This is a genomic window from Stappia sp. ES.058, from assembly GCF_900105595.1.
Lineage (GTDB): Bacteria > Pseudomonadota > Alphaproteobacteria > Rhizobiales > Stappiaceae > Stappia.
The window spans coordinates 3,658,394-3,674,803 of record NZ_LT629784.1 but is presented as its reverse complement, the minus strand read 5'-3'; the positions used below and the strand labels follow the sequence as shown (position 1 = coordinate 3,674,803).

Here is a 16,410-nt window from a genome sequence, read left to right as displayed (position 1 = left end):
GCCGTCATAGAGGACGGGGACGGCCTTGTCATGGGTTCGGAAAGCCGCAGGCCGGGTTGGGGACTGCCATGTATGGACGAAGGGCATTCTGAATGGCGCTGCAAACCCGGAGCACGATGACTGTCGAGACGCGACGTTACCGGCCTGACGATTGCCGGCAGCGGATGGTTCCCGATCTGAACGGTCGAGGACAATCCCAGGCGCTGGTTAAAATGGCTGCGGCGCATGCACCTGCGTGTCGGAGGTCTTCGGCAGGCGGTCGATTATTAGATCGGTCAGCCCGGCCGCAGCCCACATGGCGGTCAGCGTGAGCCAGGCGGTGAGCGCAAAGACGGAGCCGCCGGTAACGCCCGCGCCCACGGCGCAGCCGCCGGCGAGCATGCCGCCGAAGCCCATAAGCACTGCGCCGGCGATGTAACGGCGCATCGACCGACCGCCCTCAAAGCCCTGCAACGTCCATTCGCGCGCGGCAAGGGCGGCCAGTGCCGCTCCGATGAACACTCCCGGCACCAGTCCGATATCGAAGTCGACACTGCTCCCGGGAGGGGTCAGCACGCTCATCAAGGTGTCGGCCGAGGGGCCGGTGAACGTCATGCTCTTCACTGTCATCGGCTCGAAGGCCTGGATGGACATTTGATAGGTGAACCACCATCCGGTCGCGACCGTTGCGCCGACTCCGGCCGCACCCAGCCAGCCCCAGAGGCCAAGACCGGCGCGCACGGCAAAAAACACCGCACCGCAGACGAACAGAAGGCCGATCACAAGTCCTGCCTCCGCGTCCAGCCCAAGCGACTGAAGAAGGTCAAGGCTGTCACGCCCGCCCACGGTCCAGAGCCCTGCGAGTTTTTCGCGCAGGGGCGAGAGTATTCCGTGGATCGAGGCTTCGGCCGCCACCGCAAAGATCAGACCGGAGAGAAGCGCGCGCAGGTTTCCGGTCGCCGAAAGCACCAGAAGCCGGCTGGCGCATCCGCGCGCCAGCACCATGCCGATTCCAAAGAGTGCGCCGCCGATCAGGGCGCCGGACAGGGAACCGCGGGCGGCAAACTGGCGGGCTTCCGACACATCGATCACGTCGAGCTGCAACATGGCCTGGGTCAGGAAAACGGCGGCGGAAAAGGCAATGATCCACACGGCAACCTTGATTCCGATGCTTCCCCTGGCAAACTCGATAACCGCTGCCCGCAGGCAAAAGCGGCTGCGTTGCGCGAAGATACCGAAAGCGATCCCGATCGCCAATCCGCCGAGCGCCGAAGTTCCAGGCTCTCCGAACGCATCGAAAAATCCGGTCAGATCCATGTCGTGCTTCGCCTCTCGTTGAATTCGTCACTCCGTACATTCGAAATATTGAATGATAAAACCGCGACACTCGCCTTGATTTGCCTCAAGTGGGCGCCTACGCCTTTAGCCTTGATCCAGCGCTGCATGCAATCGCTTTCCGGAACGGTTCAAACAGAATGGGACACACCGTCTCCCATGCTTCTTGACATTCGGCTGACGACCCTTGACTGCACAAGCGATCCTTCAACGCCTGTTTCCTGAGGCAATTTCGTGACGAAAATCGCAATCGTTTTGCCCAGAGGGATGTTTTTTGGGCCTGATCGCGCCACCGCCATCGACCTTTGCGTTCATGACAGCGTTCGGCACTCTGCCTTTCGCGAAACCACGCGGGTCTTCGGCGTTGCAGTCGACAGACCGTTCGAAGGTGTGCCGTTTACGGGTATCTCGACAACAACCGATCGCCCGATTCACGATTTCGTTCAGGCTATTGCGGCCTGGAAGCCTGATCTGATCGTGGTTCATCAACACCTTAAGTCAGCACGCGCGATCGCCAGAGCCTGCCCGGCGACACCCGTCATTCTCTACAAGCACAATTCGATGAGGATATCGGGTTTCAGGTTGAAGTCCCTCTGGAAACGCCGCCAGCTAAACGCCTTCGCACATATCGTTTTCGTGAGCCGTTTTTGCGAAACCGCCTTTCTCCAGGACTTCGGCGTCGAAGCGAGCCGCACGTCCACGATCTACAATGGCCTCGATGTCGCGGAATGGACGGCCCGGGAAGATCGCGAAAAGACGGTGGTATTCGCAGGCCGCGCAACCCCGGAGAAGGGCGGGCTTGAAGCAGCCTCTGCGCTGTCGTGCGCCCTGCGTGATCACGCGGATTGGCGAGCGGACTTCCTCCTCTCGACCCTCGATGAGAACCAGGACTACCTTGAGGCTGTGCGACGCGCCATTGTCCCGCTCGGCGAACGCGCGCGGATCCGGACGGATGTTCCCTTCGCCACGGTCAAGGAGAGTATGGAGGCCGCGAGCATCGTCTTGGTGCCGTCCGTGTTCGACGAGCCGTTCGGCAGAACGGCAATCGAAGCCATGGCGGGCGGCGCGGCCCTAATGTCGTCCTTCCGGGGTGGCCTTGCGGAGGTTTGCGGCGACGCGGCCCAGAAAATATGCCCCGAAGATATCTCCGCTTTCTCCGATGCAATTTCGGATCTGATCCGAGACCCCGAAAGGCGAGCGGATCTTTCTGCGCGCGGTCGGCGACGGGTCGAGCAACTGTTTTCAATTCAGGCGACAGCGGGCAGTTTGGATTCTCTTTATTTGCGATTACATAGTGAAATACTTTGATCGCGTTCTCGATCATACTTGTTTTTCTCGCACAATTGTTTTAAATGCCTTAGAAAAGAGAAGGATTTGCGACGTGGCAAGGCACAGCAGTTCAGCATCACCGATCTCAGGGGATACCAAGCTGAACGGAACCGAGCGTTTTTTATACCGGGGAAATGCGCTTTTAGAACGTTGGACGGAAGCTCTTGGCTCACTTCCCGGCTCGGTTGAGACTTATGAGCCTCAGTTGGACATTGCGCGCCTACGTGAGCTTTTTGGCGATGCCGTGGACAACGGTAGCCCAACCCGCGTGCTCTGCTTCGATTTTATTGCGACGATGATGCCCTCCTTGTTTTCGACTGCACCGCATGTGGTCGATCTCGGTTGCGGGTCGGGAGTTTATTCGAGACACCTCAAAAATGTTGTTTCCTATCAAAGCTATCTCGGCCTGGACGCGCAGCAAAGCTCTCATTGGCAAAAATACGCAGATGCTGAAGTTTCGTTCCGTAAACAGGAAATCGGAAAAAACCGGATATCGATTGGCGAGGCGGATTGCATCTTTTCGCAGTCGGTGCTGGAACACATTCGATACGATAGATCTGCACTGCTCAATCTCGAATCAGAGGCATCGAAACCTCTGACGCATCTGCATTTCGTTCCCGCGCCACCAAGTTTTTTTGAGCATAGATATCATGGGTATCGGCGGTACGGCGCTCTTCAGATAGAGCGTCTCCTAACGGGGATCGGTGCATCTGATATCCGTATTTGGCCCCTGGGGAACAACATTACGCGTGAATTTTATTGGGGTCAGCGCAGAAAACCAAAGAAGTTCTCCTCCAGAGAAGGAGAAATTATTTTTAATGCTAGCATGAGTATGGTCGAAAATCTGAAAGCTGTTCGAGAGTATATAATTCCACGGCATTTCCGCGAAGCCTCTTTCTTTGCCATATATTTCAAACAGGACTTGCAGGGGGCGACAGCAGAATGAGAAAATTTAAGCGTAAAATCAAAAAACGCCTGCGTCGTTGGTTCGCGCCGGATGTGATTTCAATCGACGGGATAAAGATATCGACCTCACGAGATGATGTAACGGAAACGATTCGCCAGGGTCTTTACAAGGAAAGCTATGAGGAGCCCGAACGGAAACTCGTAAGGGTCGCTTTGACACCGCAGGATCGTGTCCTTGAGATCGGAGCGGGAATCGGCCTTGTCAGCCTGACCTGTGCGAAAATCTGCGGTAGCGACAAAGTGCTGTCCTACGAACCGAATCCGCTGATGGGACCTCTCATCAAAAAGAATTACGCCTTGAACCGCTTGAAGCCCAACTTGCGGACAAAAGCGATTGCAGTGGAGCCGGGGACTTCCGACTTCCACATTGCCGAAAACATATTCTCGTCGAGTATGTATGATCGCAATCTCGGCGGAAAAACCAGAGTTGAGTGCGATGGCATTCAAGAGACAATGAGCGAGTTCCAGCCGACCGCTCTGGTCTTGGATGTAGAGGGAGCGGAAGTGGACCTTCTGCCGGTCGCCGACCTGAGTTCAGTCGACAAGATCATTGTGGAAGTGCATCCGCATGTCGTTGGCGAGGGGCGCATTGAGGATCTGCGCAGTTACCTTCGTTTGGCTGGATTCACCCGGACCAAGGTTGACGGGATCAGTGAGTTATACACGCGTTGACCATCGACCATCGGGTTGGCGGTCTTGACCCGAGGAGAACAGCTCGAGGTAAGCGTCGGTAATCGCGTCGCGCGAATGCTGTGTGTCCAGTTTCTGTTTTGCGTTGCATGCAAGCTGACGCGCGAGATCCGGATTCCGGCTCAGACTGTCGAGCGCATGGCCGAGCGCATCCGCGTCGTCAACGGGAACCAGCAGTCCGTTTTTCTTCTCTTCGATCAGCCAACTCGGTCCCTCGCTTGTCGTCGCCACGACCGGCTTTTCACTGGCCCAGGCCTCAAGCACGACATTGCCAAGCGGTTCATGGCGTGAGGGAATACAAAGCGCATCCGCAGCGGCCAGATAGGGGGCCGGATCAAGTGTCCATCCCAAGAACCGGACACGCTCGCCCAATCCGTGGGTCTCAACCAGTTGACGTAACGCGCCCTCTTCCTCTCCTTCGCCCATGAGCCAGAGAACCACACGATCAGATGTGTGTCGCATGGCTTCAACCAGCGTATCGAAGCCCTTGCGTTTGACGAACCGGCCCGTCCCGAGCACGACAAAGGCATCGTCCGGCGTCTGAAAGCGAGACCGCCGGGCGGGCGGCACGGGTGTGGTATCCGTAAAATTCGAAATCACCTTGGCGCGTTCGGAAGGCCAGCCCTGGCCGGCAACGCTCTTCGCAATATCCGGTGTATTGCAGACAAGGTAATCGCAATTCACGAAGTAATCGAGCTTCTCGGGATAATCGCCGAGCCTCGCCAGTGTGAGTATATTGGGGTCGTCCGGCAGCCATCTTGTGGCCTGCGGCATCCAGGACATCATAACATTTGTCCGAAAATCTCTGTTAATCTTCGCAATACGTCTATTTGTAAAGAAGCGGGCAATGTGTGAGCGACTGAACGTTAGTTCATGGATTGCGCAAACATCGGAGATCTGATCCTTCCAGACGCGGTCGGGGAAAAGAAATGCCTGCTGTGAAACGCCGCGCTCCGCAAGGGCGCGAACCAGACTGACGAAGAAGCGCTCGGCCCCACCCTTAATCCCCAGATGGATATGCGACACGTGGACCGTTGGCTCATTCATATGGCTTAATGTCCGTCAACAGTGGCGTAATAGTCGGGAAGGTGCCTGGTCAGCCCGCGGATGTTGCCCAACCCACGCATCAAACGAAGCCGCCCCTTATAGTGGAAGTGGGTGCCGCGGGAAAGGCCCAATGCGTGAAACGGCCACGCCGACACAGACAGGATCGCGCCTCCAAGGATACGGCGCACGGCCTTTGGAAGAAATTTCAGCACAGAATATCGGCGACCGTGTCGCAGTCGCGTTGCAAACGCGTGAGCGGCAGCGCTCGACATGGCGCGCTGGAGCAAACGCGTGGTCGTTACGCGGCTAAGCGGTATTTCTTCCTCGACGACCGCATCTGGCGTCCAGACGATTTTGCATCCCAGGGCATGCGCTCTTTGGAAGAAGTCGATATCCTCGAATCCGAAGGTCAGTGCGCTCTCGAACCGAAGGCCATATTTCTCCGGCTCGATGAGTTTCCGGGCGAAGAGTGTATTGTTTGTCGGTGCTTCTGTCAGAATCGTGCCCTTGGGGCCATCGATCGGCTTCAACGTCTTCCACCAAGACGGAGGCGGAGCTGCGTAGGACCTGACGACAGGCCCCGATACAACATCGGCAGCTTCATCTTGTGCAACTTCGAAAAGGGTTGCCAGCCAACCGTCGCAAGCCTGCTCGTCATCATCAATCAGGGCGATCCAGTCGTAGCCACGATCAAGCGCGACATCGACAGAGCGATTCCGGGCGAAAGGAATGCCGCGCCGAACCTCCTGGAAATAATGGATGGGCCAGCCGTCCAGACCGGAGAGTTCGTCTACGACAGCTTGCGCGCTTCCCTTCTCGCAATTGTCGATAACACAGATCTCCGCCTGAACGGAGCGTGGCAACTCCTGTCCGGCCAAAGACCTTAAGCATCTTGCGAGCATATTGGAGCGTGCCGCAGTGCAAACCATTATGCCGATGCGTTGCTGGGAATTCATCGATTTTTCTGCGGTTGAACTCAGCGAGATACTCGCGACAGGTGACTTTGCCTATCAGACTTGCGTCAAACTTCCAAGCCATCTGAAAACTGACCGAAGCCGGGAACTGGAGGTCGCAAGGTCGTTGGCGGTTGTGTGTCGGCTGAGACGCCCGTCGCGCGTGAGGTGCTCAGTCGACGACCAGTTTCAGAGGCGTGCCGGCGGCGATCGCTTCGCCTGGCGGTGTCTGGTTGAGGATCGAAAACAGCGACAGCCGTCGGGATGCCTCCACACCGCTCATGCCGACGGCGAGCCGTTCCGGTGTGTCTCCGGCGTCCGCGCGGATCACCTTGATGCGCAACGGCCGCAGGCGGGCCCGCTCCGTCGGTGTGAGCTGGCGAAAGCTGTCCACGGTTTTTTGATAGTCGCGCGTGAAGTCCGCACCGCCAGTGCGCGAGGCGAAGATGAAGCGGTATCCGGTGCGTCCGATGCGAACGACGGCGATGCGGAAGGACCAGCCATCCGTCACGGCGGAGGCGGTTACGGCGGGCAGGCCGTTCACCGTGTCCTCGCGCACGCTGTCGCGCACCAGTCCGTTGATCCAGCCGCTGGTCATATAGGCGGAGAGTGAGGCGAAGTCGGTCAGGTCCGCTCCGTCGAAGCGCAGCGCGGTTCCGGAGGAGTTGCTGGCGAGCACGGCCTCGGCCGAGTTTTCCAGGACGAAGCCCTGGGGCACCGTGAAACTGATACCGAGCGCCTTGTGCAGGAAAGAGCGTCCACGGATGAAGCCCTCGAGCGGATCGTCGCCGTAGAGCATGCCGTCGATCTTGGTCAGATAGGCATCGCGGTCGCGCTCGCCGAGGCCGGGGGCGCCGACCTGGCGGGCGGCGCGCACCGCCGTCTGCACCCGCTCCGGCGTTGTCGGGTGCGAGGACAGAAAGTCGGGAGCACTGCTCTGGTTTCCCTGGGCGCTTTGATAGGCGGCGAACTTCCCCATCGACATCAAGAACCGGGCGGAGGCAAACGGATCGTAGCGTGCACGCGCGAGCGTGCGCACGCCGACCGCATCGGCCTCCAATTCCTGGATCTGCGAAAACCGCGCGAACGACAGTTGAGAGGACATGATTGCGGCGCGCGCCTGGTCGGGATCGCGCACCACATTGCCGAGCACCCGACCGGCCAGTTCCGTGGCTTGCGCGCGCTCCTGGCGCTTGATCGCGTGGCTGGCGGTGACATGCGCCATCTCGTGCGCCAGCACTGCGGCGACTTCCGAGGTGTCGGTGGCAAGCGCGAGGAGGCCACGGGTCACATAGAGATACCCGCCCGGAAGCGCAAATGCATTGACCGCCGGGGAGTTCAAAATGGTGATCCGATAGGTCTGTGAGGGATCGTCGGACGCCTCCACCAGTCTTCCGACCACCTGTGCAACCGCGCGCTCGGCACCCCTATCTTCATAGACGCCGCCATAGGTGGCAACAACGCGCGGGTGCTCGCGCGCGCCGAGGTCGCTCGACAGTCCGGGACGCAGCGATCCGGGCGCCGGCGTTCCGATGTCGATCGGCGAAGACCCGGAAATCTGGCAGCCCGACAAAACCAGCAACACCACGCCGGCCGCGAGCCCGCGACGTATCTGTCCGCTGAGGGCGTCAAGTGACGGGAAGCTGTTCACCGGCGCGTGCCATCCGTTTCGAGCCGCTCGATCTGTGCGGGGTGGGAGATCTCGACGAGGGGTCCGCCAGACTGCAGCAGCACCCCGCGGATCCGAATAGCTGCCCCTTCAAGGGACCTCACGTCAACCCCGGCGGCTGTGAATGCATCCAATTCTTCCTTTGCGATGGTTGCTGTGAAGTCCCGGCTCCAGCGGTATCCGAAATTGAGATAGAGCGTCGAGCGGGTTTCTCCAACGGACAGCACCCGCCCGGCGACCAGAGTGTAGCGTCCGACGCGCGGCAGCAGGGCGTCCGGACGATGGGCGGAATACACCTTTTCGCTCGCCCAAAGCCCCAGTTCTCGGACGCGTGCTATCCGTTCCGCTCTCATGAGCGGCGGGAAACAGTCCGCAGGAGCAAGCGCCGGCGCCGCTATCGCCACGCCCTTGCCGACGAGATCTCTTGCGACCCAGCTTCCTGTTGCCGGGTTGACGAGATGTCCGCGCTGACGCTGCCAGCGATCCGGCTTGTCGGCGACTGGCCAGAACCGCATCGGCTGCACATCTCCGTTGGCCATTGCGGGAGCGGGATCGTTTGGTATGTGAAGATCGACCTGGCGATACACGACACCGTCCCCTGCACTCAGTTCCGCTCCCTGAAGCGTGCCTTCGAGTTCCCGCCCGGCCGAACCGGCTTCTGCAAGACAGCCTTCGGGCAGGTCGGGCCCGGCATGATCCGCCTGCGCGGCGGAGGCAAGGGTCAGGGCGGCACAGCAAAGCCCCGTCAGTCTCGCCAGAAACTTGGCGGGACTGCGGCGTCGCCCCATGGGAAACCGCTCGTTCAATGCGCGAGGGCGTCGGAAATGGCGCCGGAGAGCTTGTCGACGAGTTCTCCCACCTGCGCCTCCTCCAGAATAAAGGGCGGAGCCAGCAGCACATGGTCGCCGGAGCGACCGTCGAGGGTGCCGCCCATCGGGTAGCAGACGAGCCCGCGTGCAAAGGCCGCCTTCTTGATCGACGCATGAAGCTTGCGCACCGGATCGAAGGGCGCCTTGGTTTCGCGGTCTTCGACCAGCTCCAGCCCGAGGAACATGCCGCGTCCGCGAATGTCGCCGACGTGGGGATGCTGGCCGAAGTGCTCGACCAGGGCGGATTTCACAGTCTCGCCCATTTGTTTCGACCGAGTGATCAGGTCGCGGTCCAGCAGGGCCGAGACAACGGCGTGTCCGGCAGCGGCGGCCGCCGGGTGGCCGATATAGGTATGGCCGTGCTGGAAGAAGCCGGAGCCTTCCTCGATCGCACGGTAGATCTCGCCGCTGCACAGCATCGCGCCGATCGGCTGATAGCCGGCGCCAAGCCCCTTAGCGATGCACAGGATGTCCGGGGACACCCCGTCCGCGTCGCAGGCGAAAAGATGCCCGGTGCGCCCCATACCGCACATCACCTCGTCGAGGATCAGCAGGACGCCGTGGCGGTCGCAGATCTCGCGGATGCGCTTGTAATACCCGTCGACCGCGGGAACCGCGCCAAGCGTCGCGCCGACGACGGGTTCGGCGATAAAGGCGGCCACCGTTTCCGGGCCAAGGCGGAGGATCTCGGTTTCCAGTTCGTCGGCAACGCGGCGGCCGTAGTCGGCTTCGCTCTCGCCGTCGGCCTGGCCGCGATAGGCATAGCAGGGCGATATGTGGGACATGTCGACCAGCAGCGGCTTGAACTGCTCGCGGCGCCACATGTTGCCGCCCGCCGACAGGGCGCCAAGCGTGTTGCCGTGATAGCTCTGGCGGCGCGCGATGATGCGCGCGCGCGACGGGTTGCCGCGCTCGAGGTGGTATTGGCGGGCAAGCTTGATCGCTGCTTCGGTCGCCTCGGATCCGCCGGAGACGAGATAGACGCGCTCAAGGCCTTCCGGGGCGTTGGCGATCAGCAGGTTCGCGAGGTCTTCCGCGATATCGGTGGTGAAAAACCCGGTGTGCGCGAAGGCGAGTGTGTCGAGCTGGCGCTTGACCGCCTCCGTCACCGCCTTGTCGGAATGGCCAAGACAGGAAACGGCCGCGCCCCCGGACGCGTCGAGATAGCGTTTTCCCGTGCTGTCGATGATGTAGCAGCCGTCGCCGGCAACGGCGCGGGGCGGGCGCATAGCGGTGTGTCGCGGAAAGATATGGGTCATGAGTCTTTGATTTCGCAGGGTCTTCTGGTTGCGGGAAACGAATGAAACGGATCGGGTGCCTCAGCTCCGGCTGGTCAGCAGGATTTTCACGGCGAAACCGCCGATGATGCCGGCGAAGAGCCAGTCGATGGCGCGCATGATGCGCGGCGAGCGGCGCAGCGATTTGGAGAACCCCTCGGCCATCAGCACCATGCCGGCACAAAACGGCAGGGAAAAGAGGACCATATAGAGGCCGAGAAAGAGCATCTTGGCGGCCGCGTCCGGATCGTGGGCGGCCACGAACTGCGGCAGGAATGTCAGGAAGAACAGGATGATCTTCGGATTGAGCAGGTTGACCAGAACGCCGGTCGCAAAAACGCGCGACAGCGGCTTGCGTCGCGCCGTCCTGTCAGGGGTGACCGAAAGGGCGGATCCCTGGCGGATGCTCTGCACGGCAAGCCACAGCAGGTAGACCGCGCCGGCGATCTTGACCACGAAGAAGGCCTGTGCGGAGGCAGCGATCAGCGCCGAGAGACCGAAGGCGATCAGAAGCGTGTGGATCACGTTGCCGGCGAGGGCGCCGAGCATGGATGTCATCCCGGAGGCGCGGCCTTCCGACAGCGACCGGCCGACGAAGAGCGTCATGTCCGGACCGGGCGTGAGCACCAGGACAAGGCAGGCCAGCGTGAAGGTAACCATGGTGGCGGGATCGGGCACAAACGCCATGACATACTCCTGAGCGCGCCAGTTTCATGCGCGCCGAGGGTCAGACTATCATGCAGCTTGCAGCATGGTCGATGGCGCTTTCAAGCCGGTCGTTGCCCCAGAACAATTCTCCGTCCGCGCATGTGAAGCTCGGGGCCCCGAAAATGCCTGCCCGTTCCGCGGTTTCCGTATTGGCGCGAAGTGCTGCCTTGATCTCGGCGGTTCCGGCCTTGTCGAGGAGTTGGTCGGCCGGCAGGGAGAGCGCGGAGAGGCGCGCCGCCAGCGTTTCGGTGGCGTCGATCCTGTCGCCGTTTCCGAACTCCGCCAGATAGACTGCGCGGGAAAACCGCGCCCGGTCTTCGTCGCGCTCGATCGCCAGCGCCACCCGTGCGGCGAGCAATCCGTTTGCCGGAAACGGGGCGGGCCGGGTCAACGGCAGTTTCATGGCGCTCGTCAGCCGTTCCATGTCGCGCCACATGTAGGCCCCTTTCGCCGGATAGACATTAAACGGTGATGTCGACCAGCCGGCCTTGGCGAACAGCGGACCGAGCAGGAAGGGGCGCCAGCGCACCGAAACTCCGCGCTTTGCGGCCATATCGTCGATGCGCATCGCTGAAAGGTAACTGTAGGTCGAGCCAAACTCGTACCAAAAGTCCAGTGGTGGCCAGGTCATGATCTTTTTCCTGGAAGCGGCCCGGCGCGCTTCACGTCCCGAATCGCGGGTCATCGGTAGCGGCAGGTGGACAGCGCCCGAGCCGGCAGTATAACCGGGCGAAACCTTGCCAGGGAAATCAGAAACGTCAATGCCCGCCTCTTCCCCGCTCATGACATCCGACCCGCTTGCCAGCCCTGCCGTCTTCCGCGGCCTGGTGGTCGGGACCATTGTCTACATTGGCGTGATCTCGGTCTTCTTCCTCGCCTTTCCGGGTGTCGATCAGGCCGCGACCCGTGCTTTTCATGATGCACAAGGCGGGTTCTGGGCAGCGTCGGATCCGTTCTTCATGCGGCTGCGTGAGCTGGGCCCCTTTCTCGTCAAGTTTGTCGCGGCGGCATCCCTTGTCGTCTTGATCCTCGCCGCCGTCGTTCCCCGGCTGCCGGACTGGGTGTCCTTGCGCGCGCCTCTGTTTCTCCTGTCGAGCCTCGCGCTGGGCCCCGGTGTGCTGGTCAACGCGGTCTTCAAGAACAACTGGGGTCGCCCGCGGCCGAATGCGGTCGACCTGTTCGGCGGGGACGCACCCTATGTCGAGGTCTGGCGTATCAGCGACTATTGCGAGCGGAACTGTTCCTTTGTCTCCGGCGAGGCGTCGTCCAGCCTCTGGCTGGTGACGCTGGCGCTTCTTGCGCCGCCGCGCTGGCGCGCCGGTATTCTCTGCGTCGTTTTGCCGCTTTGTCTGGCTCTGTCAGCCAATCGCGTCGCCTTTGGGGGGCATTTTCTTTCCGATACGCTGCTGTCCTGGGGTGTCACCTTTCTGGTGATCCTGGGACTGTATCAGCTGTTCTATCGCACGCCGCCGGCCGTCCTTCGCGAGGCCCGGCTGCGGCATGCCTTTGCGTGTCTTGCGGTGTCCCTGCGGCGGCTGTGGACCCAAACGATGAAACGGATCCGGTCGCTGGGCCGTCGTTTTATCGCAATGATGCGATAGGCCGTCGGGCGTGTGCGGCGCGGGAGGCAACCGAACTCGGCGGTGGAAAACCGTCTGGATCGGATGTCTGGAGATCCGCTTCAGTGCTCGCTCACCCGGACGCGGCCGGAATTTCTGATACTGTAAAATGAATATGAAGCGATTTGGTATGATGGAACCGCACGATCCCGCCGCTCCGCAGGAGGCCAACGGCGACGTCGCATTCACGGCAACGACGCCCGCGCCGCCGCGCAAACGGCGGCGGATCGCGGTCGTCGCGGTGGTCTTTCTCCTTGTCGCCTGCCTCGGGTTTCTCGCGGGCGGCTTCTTGCGGTTTGCCAGCGCGGTGACGCAATACAGGGAAAATGCCTCTCCAAGCGCGGACGCGATTGTCGTTCTCACCGGCGGAAGCGAGCGGGTGAAAAAGGCTTTGACCCTGCTCGACGAGGGTCGGGCCGGCCGGCTCTTGATATCCGGCGTCCATCCCGAGACGACGGCGAAGCAGATCGTGCGACGCACGGAGAGTGATCTGGCGCTGTTTGCCTGCTGCATCGACCTCGACCGCAACGCCAACAACACGCTGGAAAACGCTTCGGAGACGGCGAAATGGGTTCGCTCCAACGGGTTTTCGAGCGTGATCGTGGTGACGAGCGCCTATCACATGCCCCGGGCGCTGCTCGAGCTGAGATCGGTGATGCCCGAGACGACCCTTGTTGCCGTTGCAGTGCAGGGGGTCGACCTCGAACTGAACAGCTGGTTCCGGCATGCAGGCGTGTCGCTGCTTCTCGTGCGCGAGTACATGAAATACATGTTCGCCTGGGTCCGGATCTCGACCATGGGCAGTCCTGCGCCATGATCTGGCCGAGCGAATTTCGAATGCGGGGGCCACTCCAGGCTGTGCTGAACGGTGTCTCCCCCGCTGCCTGTTATGCGAGACGGTGACGGTGTCATGATCCTTTTTCGCTCCCTCGTTTTCCAGGCGCTGTTTTATGCGTCGACGGTTTTCCTGATGGTTCTGGCCTTGCCGGTTTTCGTCCTGCCGGCACGGTGGGGCTGGCCCGTCGTGCCGCTGTGGGCGCGGGTCAATCTCTTCCTGTTGCGCTGGGTCGCCGGTGTGACGTTCGAATTTCGGGGGCTGGAAAACATTCCCGCGGGAGGGTGTATCGTCGCTGCCAAGCATCAGTCGGTGTGGGAGACCTTTGCCCTTTTGCCCCTGTTCCGCTCGCCGACCTATGTGTTGAAGCGGGAGCTGCGCTACATTCCGCTGTTTGGCTGGTACACTGCGAAGTTCCGCCAGATCCCGGTCGACCGCGGCAAACGCTCCATTGCGCTCGCAAAACTCACGGATAGTGCGCGCACGGCCATTGCCGAAGGCCGCCAGATCCTGATTTTCCCGGAAGGAACGCGGCGCGGCGCCGGCGAGGAGCCGCGCTACAAATACGGCGTTTCGCATCTCTACAAGTCGCTTGCCTGTCCGCTGTTGCCCGTCGCCCTGAACTCGGGCGTCTATTGGCCGCGCCGGGGCTGGAAAATCTATCCCGGAACTGTCGTGGCCGAGTTTCTCCCGGTGATCGAGCCGGGACAGCCGCTGGAGACCGTGCACAAGAAGCTGGTGGAGGGCATCGAAACAGCGTCCGACACCCTGATCCTAGAAGCGGCACGCAGCGAGCGCCAACTGCCGGTGCTGGAACGCGTGCGGATACGCTGGGCGGCGCGGGGAAAGCCCTTCGATTGAAATGCGGGGGGCCGCTTTTCTCGTTATGAGGGTCTGGATTTCGTTCTTGGTCCGTTCTATCTATCGTGAATGATCAGACGGCTCAGTCCATCGGAACCGACGACTGCGCGCTCGGATGCGCCGCGGGCGGCGGCTGAACTCGGGCTGACGGATCGGTATCGATACATTCTGGGGCACTCAGGCAAGCGATATCTTTTCTCGGCGGTGCCGGCGGATCGTCTTTCCGACTATTCGAGTGCGATCGTCGTGATGGAGCCGGGACCCGGGCGAGGCGGTCGGTTGAAAAAGGCGTGGATCGGTGAAATCGACCGGGATGGCAAGCGCCGGGGTGCCCGCCTCAATCGCGGGGACGTTACGGGACGAACCGCGCTGGTGCACCTTCTGGCCGGCGATGCCGCACAGCGCCGGCTGGTGCTTGACGATCTGGACGGATTGTTCGGGCCCGGGTGCGAGAGCTGAGGGTTAAGGGCTGAGGGCGGTGTGCCGCCGGAACGGGTCAGCCCGCCTCGGTCGTTGCGTCGCCAAGGCGCGCGCTCAGCGCTTCAAGTCCGGCATCGTGGATGTTCAATTCCCGCAAGTGAGAAACCGTGTTCAGCACGTAGTCGGGATTGGCGCCCGATTGTCCGGCGGCCCCCTTTACGATCTCGACCTGGCGGTCGAGCGGCAGCACGCCGGCATATTGTTCATGGGCGCGGTCGACCAGATAGGTGACGGCGGGCACCATGCGCCTGGCCTCGTCGGCAAGCCGCACGCGGCGCTCGGCTTCCAGATAGACCAGCGTCGCCTGTTCGCGGGCGCGCAGGTAAGCCATGACCTCCTCGCGCAGACCTGCGGCCACGCGAAAGGCCATGCCGCGACAGGCGCCGCCACGGTCCAGACCCAGGACGAGGCCGGGCCGGCCCTGTGTTCCGCGATGGACCCAGGAGTAGATGCAAAGCGAGCGGTGTGCCCCGTGCAGCACACCCGGAACCGCTTCTTCATAAACGAAGCCCGGTCGCCACATCAGCGAGCCGTAGCCGAACACCCAAAGATCGTCCATTGCGCTTTTCCTGTTGCCGGCTGGAGGTAGCAATGGCAGGCGTCGCTGGCAACTGCCGCGGCGAAGAAACACCTCATGCCGCGGCACATGAACTGTTTTGCGGCGTCATGGGCCTTGAAACCGACATGAGAGCATGCTTTCAGGCAGCATCGTCGCCCCAATGAGGATCCCATGACCGATACGCAGGCCGCTTCGTCTTCGCCAAGTTCACCTCCCCGGTCACGCCGCCGGTACTGGATCCTGATCTCTCTCGTTGTGCTCGTCATCGCGCTATGGTCGACCTACTGGGCAGTGGCGCGCGGCATGGCGGTGGACATTCTGCGGAATACCTACGAGGTCGCGGAGACCGAAGGCGGAGCGCTCGTGTGCGGGAAGCAGCGGCTGGGCGGCTATCCGTTTCGTTTCGAGCTGGAATGTCAGCCTTTCGAGGCACGGGACGCCTCGGGGCACGCGGGCAGCTTCTCCGGTTTGCGGGTCGTCGCCCTTGCCTACAATCCGCGACAGGTGATCGTGGAGGCGGATGGGCCGGCCACCGCGCGTTTCGCCGGTCCGAGCCCGTTTGATCGCCTGTCTGCCGACTGGGTGTCTGCACGTGGCAGCGCCCGTCTGTCCGACGCCGGCGTGCGCAATGCCGATCTCTTCATTGACCAACCGAAGATCGCCGGGGTTTCGGGGGATGCGGCCATTTCCCTCAGCGCCTTGCGCGCCACCGTTCACGCGCGGCGAAATCCGTCCATCGCGCAAGATGCCGATTTCGCGCTGCGGATCGCCGGGCTTGCCATTCCCGCGCTGGACGGGGCGGCCGAAATTTCGGCCGACGTGACGTTCGCTGGCGGCGCGGCGGCTCTGGCCGGGCGCGGCGACTGGATCTCGCTGCTTCGTCAGGACGAGGCTGTGCGGGTGAGCGAGTTGCGTGCCAGTGCATCCGGCGTGAGCCTGCGCGCCACGGGAACGCTGGCGCTCGATGCCAAGGGCCGTTTGGCTGGAACCCTGCCGCTGACCGTTTCGGGTGCCGAAAATCTGCCGGCATTGCTTGCCCCGTTCTTTCCGCAAGGATCGTCCGTTCCCAAATCGCTGGCCGGCGCGGTCATCGGCTTCGGCGCGCCGACGACTCTCGACGGAGTGCCGGCGGTCACGGTGCCGCTGCGGTTCGAGGCGGGGGTGGCGCGCGTCGGTCTGATTCCAATCGCAGCGCTGCCCCCGATGTACTGAGCGCTAGCCGCGGTCGGAGGCA

17 protein-coding genes are annotated in these 16,410 nt (G+C 61.8%); 8 read left to right on the top strand and 9 right to left on the bottom strand.

Annotation, left to right across the window (positions count from 1 at the left end; translation table 11 throughout):
• Window positions 1-207: 207 nt before the first annotated feature.
• Entirely contained in the window at window positions 208-1,296 is a 1,089-nt protein-coding gene (locus BLU32_RS17060; RefSeq protein WP_093808922.1) for a YeeE/YedE family protein, read from the bottom strand.
• Between the two features lie 252 nt (window positions 1,297-1,548).
• Here BLU32_RS17060 and BLU32_RS17055 point away from each other — a divergent pair, with 252 nt between their 5' ends.
• Genes BLU32_RS17055 through BLU32_RS17045 form a run of 3 tightly spaced genes read left to right on the top strand, consistent with a single transcriptional unit; the run spans window position 1,549 to window position 4,281 of the window.
• The gene (locus BLU32_RS17055; protein WP_157727720.1) at window positions 1,549-2,622 is read left to right on the top strand and encodes a glycosyltransferase family 4 protein; all 1,074 of its coding nucleotides are present in this window, start codon (window positions 1,549-1,551) and stop codon (window positions 2,620-2,622) included.
• Window positions 2,609-3,589, top strand: a complete 981-nt coding sequence (locus BLU32_RS17050) for a class I SAM-dependent methyltransferase (RefSeq protein WP_157727719.1) — start codon at window positions 2,609-2,611, stop codon at window positions 3,587-3,589. Before BLU32_RS17055 ends, BLU32_RS17050 begins: the two co-directional genes overlap by 14 nt.
• Window positions 3,586-4,281: an FkbM family methyltransferase gene (locus tag BLU32_RS17045; RefSeq protein ID WP_093808916.1), complete on the top strand. Its 696-nt coding sequence runs from the start codon at window positions 3,586-3,588 to the stop codon at window positions 4,279-4,281. Before BLU32_RS17050 ends, BLU32_RS17045 begins: the two co-directional genes overlap by 4 nt.
• On the opposite strand, the gene BLU32_RS17040 is transcribed toward BLU32_RS17045, so the two are convergent.
• The 7 genes from BLU32_RS17040 to BLU32_RS17010 form a co-directional block, all read right to left on the bottom strand.
• Window positions 4,267-5,346, bottom strand: coding sequence for a glycosyltransferase (locus BLU32_RS17040; protein WP_093808914.1), 1,080 nt, complete (start codon window positions 5,344-5,346; stop codon window positions 4,267-4,269). The genes BLU32_RS17045 and BLU32_RS17040 overlap by 15 nt on opposite strands.
• Window positions 5,347-5,351: 5 nt before the next feature.
• Window positions 5,352-6,275, bottom strand: coding sequence for a glycosyltransferase family 2 protein (locus BLU32_RS17035; protein ID WP_371326977.1), 924 nt, complete (start codon window positions 6,273-6,275; stop codon window positions 5,352-5,354).
• Between the two features lie 196 nt (window positions 6,276-6,471).
• Entirely contained in the window at window positions 6,472-7,950 is a 1,479-nt protein-coding gene (locus BLU32_RS17030; RefSeq protein WP_208976913.1) for a M48 family metalloprotease, read from the bottom strand.
• Window positions 7,947-8,756 (bottom strand): hypothetical protein, encoded by an 810-nt coding sequence (locus tag BLU32_RS17025; RefSeq protein ID WP_093808910.1) that lies wholly within the window; start codon window positions 8,754-8,756, stop codon window positions 7,947-7,949. Before BLU32_RS17025 ends, BLU32_RS17030 begins: the two co-directional genes overlap by 4 nt.
• Window positions 8,757-8,770: 14 nt before the next feature.
• Window positions 8,771-10,096: an aspartate aminotransferase family protein gene (locus BLU32_RS17020; protein ID WP_093808908.1), complete on the bottom strand. Its 1,326-nt coding sequence runs from the start codon at window positions 10,094-10,096 to the stop codon at window positions 8,771-8,773.
• A 60-nt stretch (window positions 10,097-10,156) separates the two neighbouring features.
• Window positions 10,157-10,801, bottom strand: a complete 645-nt coding sequence (locus BLU32_RS17015) for a LysE family translocator (RefSeq protein ID WP_093808906.1) — start codon at window positions 10,799-10,801, stop codon at window positions 10,157-10,159.
• Window positions 10,802-10,841: 40 nt separating this feature from the next.
• A complete protein-coding gene (locus tag BLU32_RS17010) occupies window positions 10,842-11,453 on the bottom strand; it encodes a 2-hydroxychromene-2-carboxylate isomerase (RefSeq protein WP_093808904.1) in 612 nt (203 codons plus the stop codon).
• Between the two features lie 130 nt (window positions 11,454-11,583).
• Here BLU32_RS17010 and BLU32_RS17005 point away from each other — a divergent pair, with 130 nt between their 5' ends.
• The 4 genes from BLU32_RS17005 (at window position 11,584) to BLU32_RS16990 (ending at window position 14,596) form a co-directional block, all read left to right on the top strand.
• Window positions 11,584-12,423 (top strand): phosphatase PAP2 family protein, encoded by an 840-nt coding sequence (locus BLU32_RS17005; protein WP_093808902.1) that lies wholly within the window; start codon window positions 11,584-11,586, stop codon window positions 12,421-12,423.
• Window positions 12,424-12,571: 148 nt separating this feature from the next.
• A complete protein-coding gene (locus BLU32_RS17000) occupies window positions 12,572-13,258 on the top strand; it encodes a YdcF family protein (protein WP_197673628.1) in 687 nt (228 codons plus the stop codon).
• A gap of 93 nt (window positions 13,259-13,351) precedes the next feature.
• On the top strand, window positions 13,352-14,137 hold the full coding sequence (locus tag BLU32_RS16995) for a 1-acyl-sn-glycerol-3-phosphate acyltransferase (RefSeq protein ID WP_093808900.1): 786 nt from the start codon (window positions 13,352-13,354) through the stop codon (window positions 14,135-14,137).
• Window positions 14,138-14,206: 69 nt separating this feature from the next.
• A complete protein-coding gene (locus tag BLU32_RS16990) occupies window positions 14,207-14,596 on the top strand; it encodes a hypothetical protein (RefSeq protein ID WP_157727718.1) in 390 nt (129 codons plus the stop codon).
• Window positions 14,597-14,633: 37 nt separating this feature from the next.
• Here the strand turns inward: BLU32_RS16990 and BLU32_RS16985 are convergent, their stop codons facing one another.
• A complete protein-coding gene (locus BLU32_RS16985; RefSeq protein ID WP_093808897.1) occupies window positions 14,634-15,176 on the bottom strand; it encodes a gamma-glutamylcyclotransferase in 543 nt (180 codons plus the stop codon).
• A gap of 171 nt (window positions 15,177-15,347) precedes the next feature.
• On the opposite strand from BLU32_RS16985, the gene BLU32_RS16980 reads away from it, so the two are divergent.
• Window positions 15,348-16,388: a DUF2125 domain-containing protein gene (locus tag BLU32_RS16980; RefSeq protein ID WP_093808895.1), complete on the top strand. Its 1,041-nt coding sequence runs from the start codon at window positions 15,348-15,350 to the stop codon at window positions 16,386-16,388.
• Window positions 16,389-16,410: the final 22 nt, after the last annotated feature.

Bases quoted from the DNA above. Each gene is read 5' to 3' on its own strand.
- BLU32_RS17060 (WP_093808922.1), bottom strand. From the start codon at position 1,296: ATGGATCTGACCGGATTTTTCGATGCGTTCGGAGAGCCTGGAACTTCG.
- BLU32_RS17045 (WP_093808916.1), top strand. From the start codon at position 3,586: ATGAGAAAATTTAAGCGTAAAATCAAAAAACGCCTGCGTCGTTGGTTC.
- BLU32_RS17040 (WP_093808914.1), bottom strand. From the start codon at position 5,346: ATGAATGAGCCAACGGTCCACGTGTCGCATATCCATCTGGGGATTAAG.
- BLU32_RS17035 (WP_371326977.1), bottom strand. From the start codon at position 6,275: ATGGTTTGCACTGCGGCACGCTCCAATATGCTCGCAAGATGCTTAAGG.
- BLU32_RS17025 (WP_093808910.1), bottom strand. From the start codon at position 8,756: ATGGGGCGACGCCGCAGTCCCGCCAAGTTTCTGGCGAGACTGACGGGG.
- BLU32_RS17020 (WP_093808908.1), bottom strand. From the start codon at position 10,096: ATGACCCATATCTTTCCGCGACACACCGCTATGCGCCCGCCCCGCGCC.
- BLU32_RS17015 (WP_093808906.1), bottom strand. From the start codon at position 10,801: ATGGCGTTTGTGCCCGATCCCGCCACCATGGTTACCTTCACGCTGGCC.
- BLU32_RS17010 (WP_093808904.1), bottom strand. From the start codon at position 11,453: ATGACCTGGCCACCACTGGACTTTTGGTACGAGTTTGGCTCGACCTAC.
- BLU32_RS17005 (WP_093808902.1), top strand. From the start codon at position 11,584: ATGCCCGCCTCTTCCCCGCTCATGACATCCGACCCGCTTGCCAGCCCT.
- BLU32_RS17000 (WP_197673628.1), top strand. From the start codon at position 12,572: ATGATGGAACCGCACGATCCCGCCGCTCCGCAGGAGGCCAACGGCGAC.
- BLU32_RS16995 (WP_093808900.1), top strand. From the start codon at position 13,352: ATGATCCTTTTTCGCTCCCTCGTTTTCCAGGCGCTGTTTTATGCGTCG.
- BLU32_RS16990 (WP_157727718.1), top strand. From the start codon at position 14,207: ATGATCAGACGGCTCAGTCCATCGGAACCGACGACTGCGCGCTCGGAT.
- BLU32_RS16985 (WP_093808897.1), bottom strand. From the start codon at position 15,176: ATGGACGATCTTTGGGTGTTCGGCTACGGCTCGCTGATGTGGCGACCG.
- BLU32_RS16980 (WP_093808895.1), top strand. From the start codon at position 15,348: ATGACCGATACGCAGGCCGCTTCGTCTTCGCCAAGTTCACCTCCCCGG.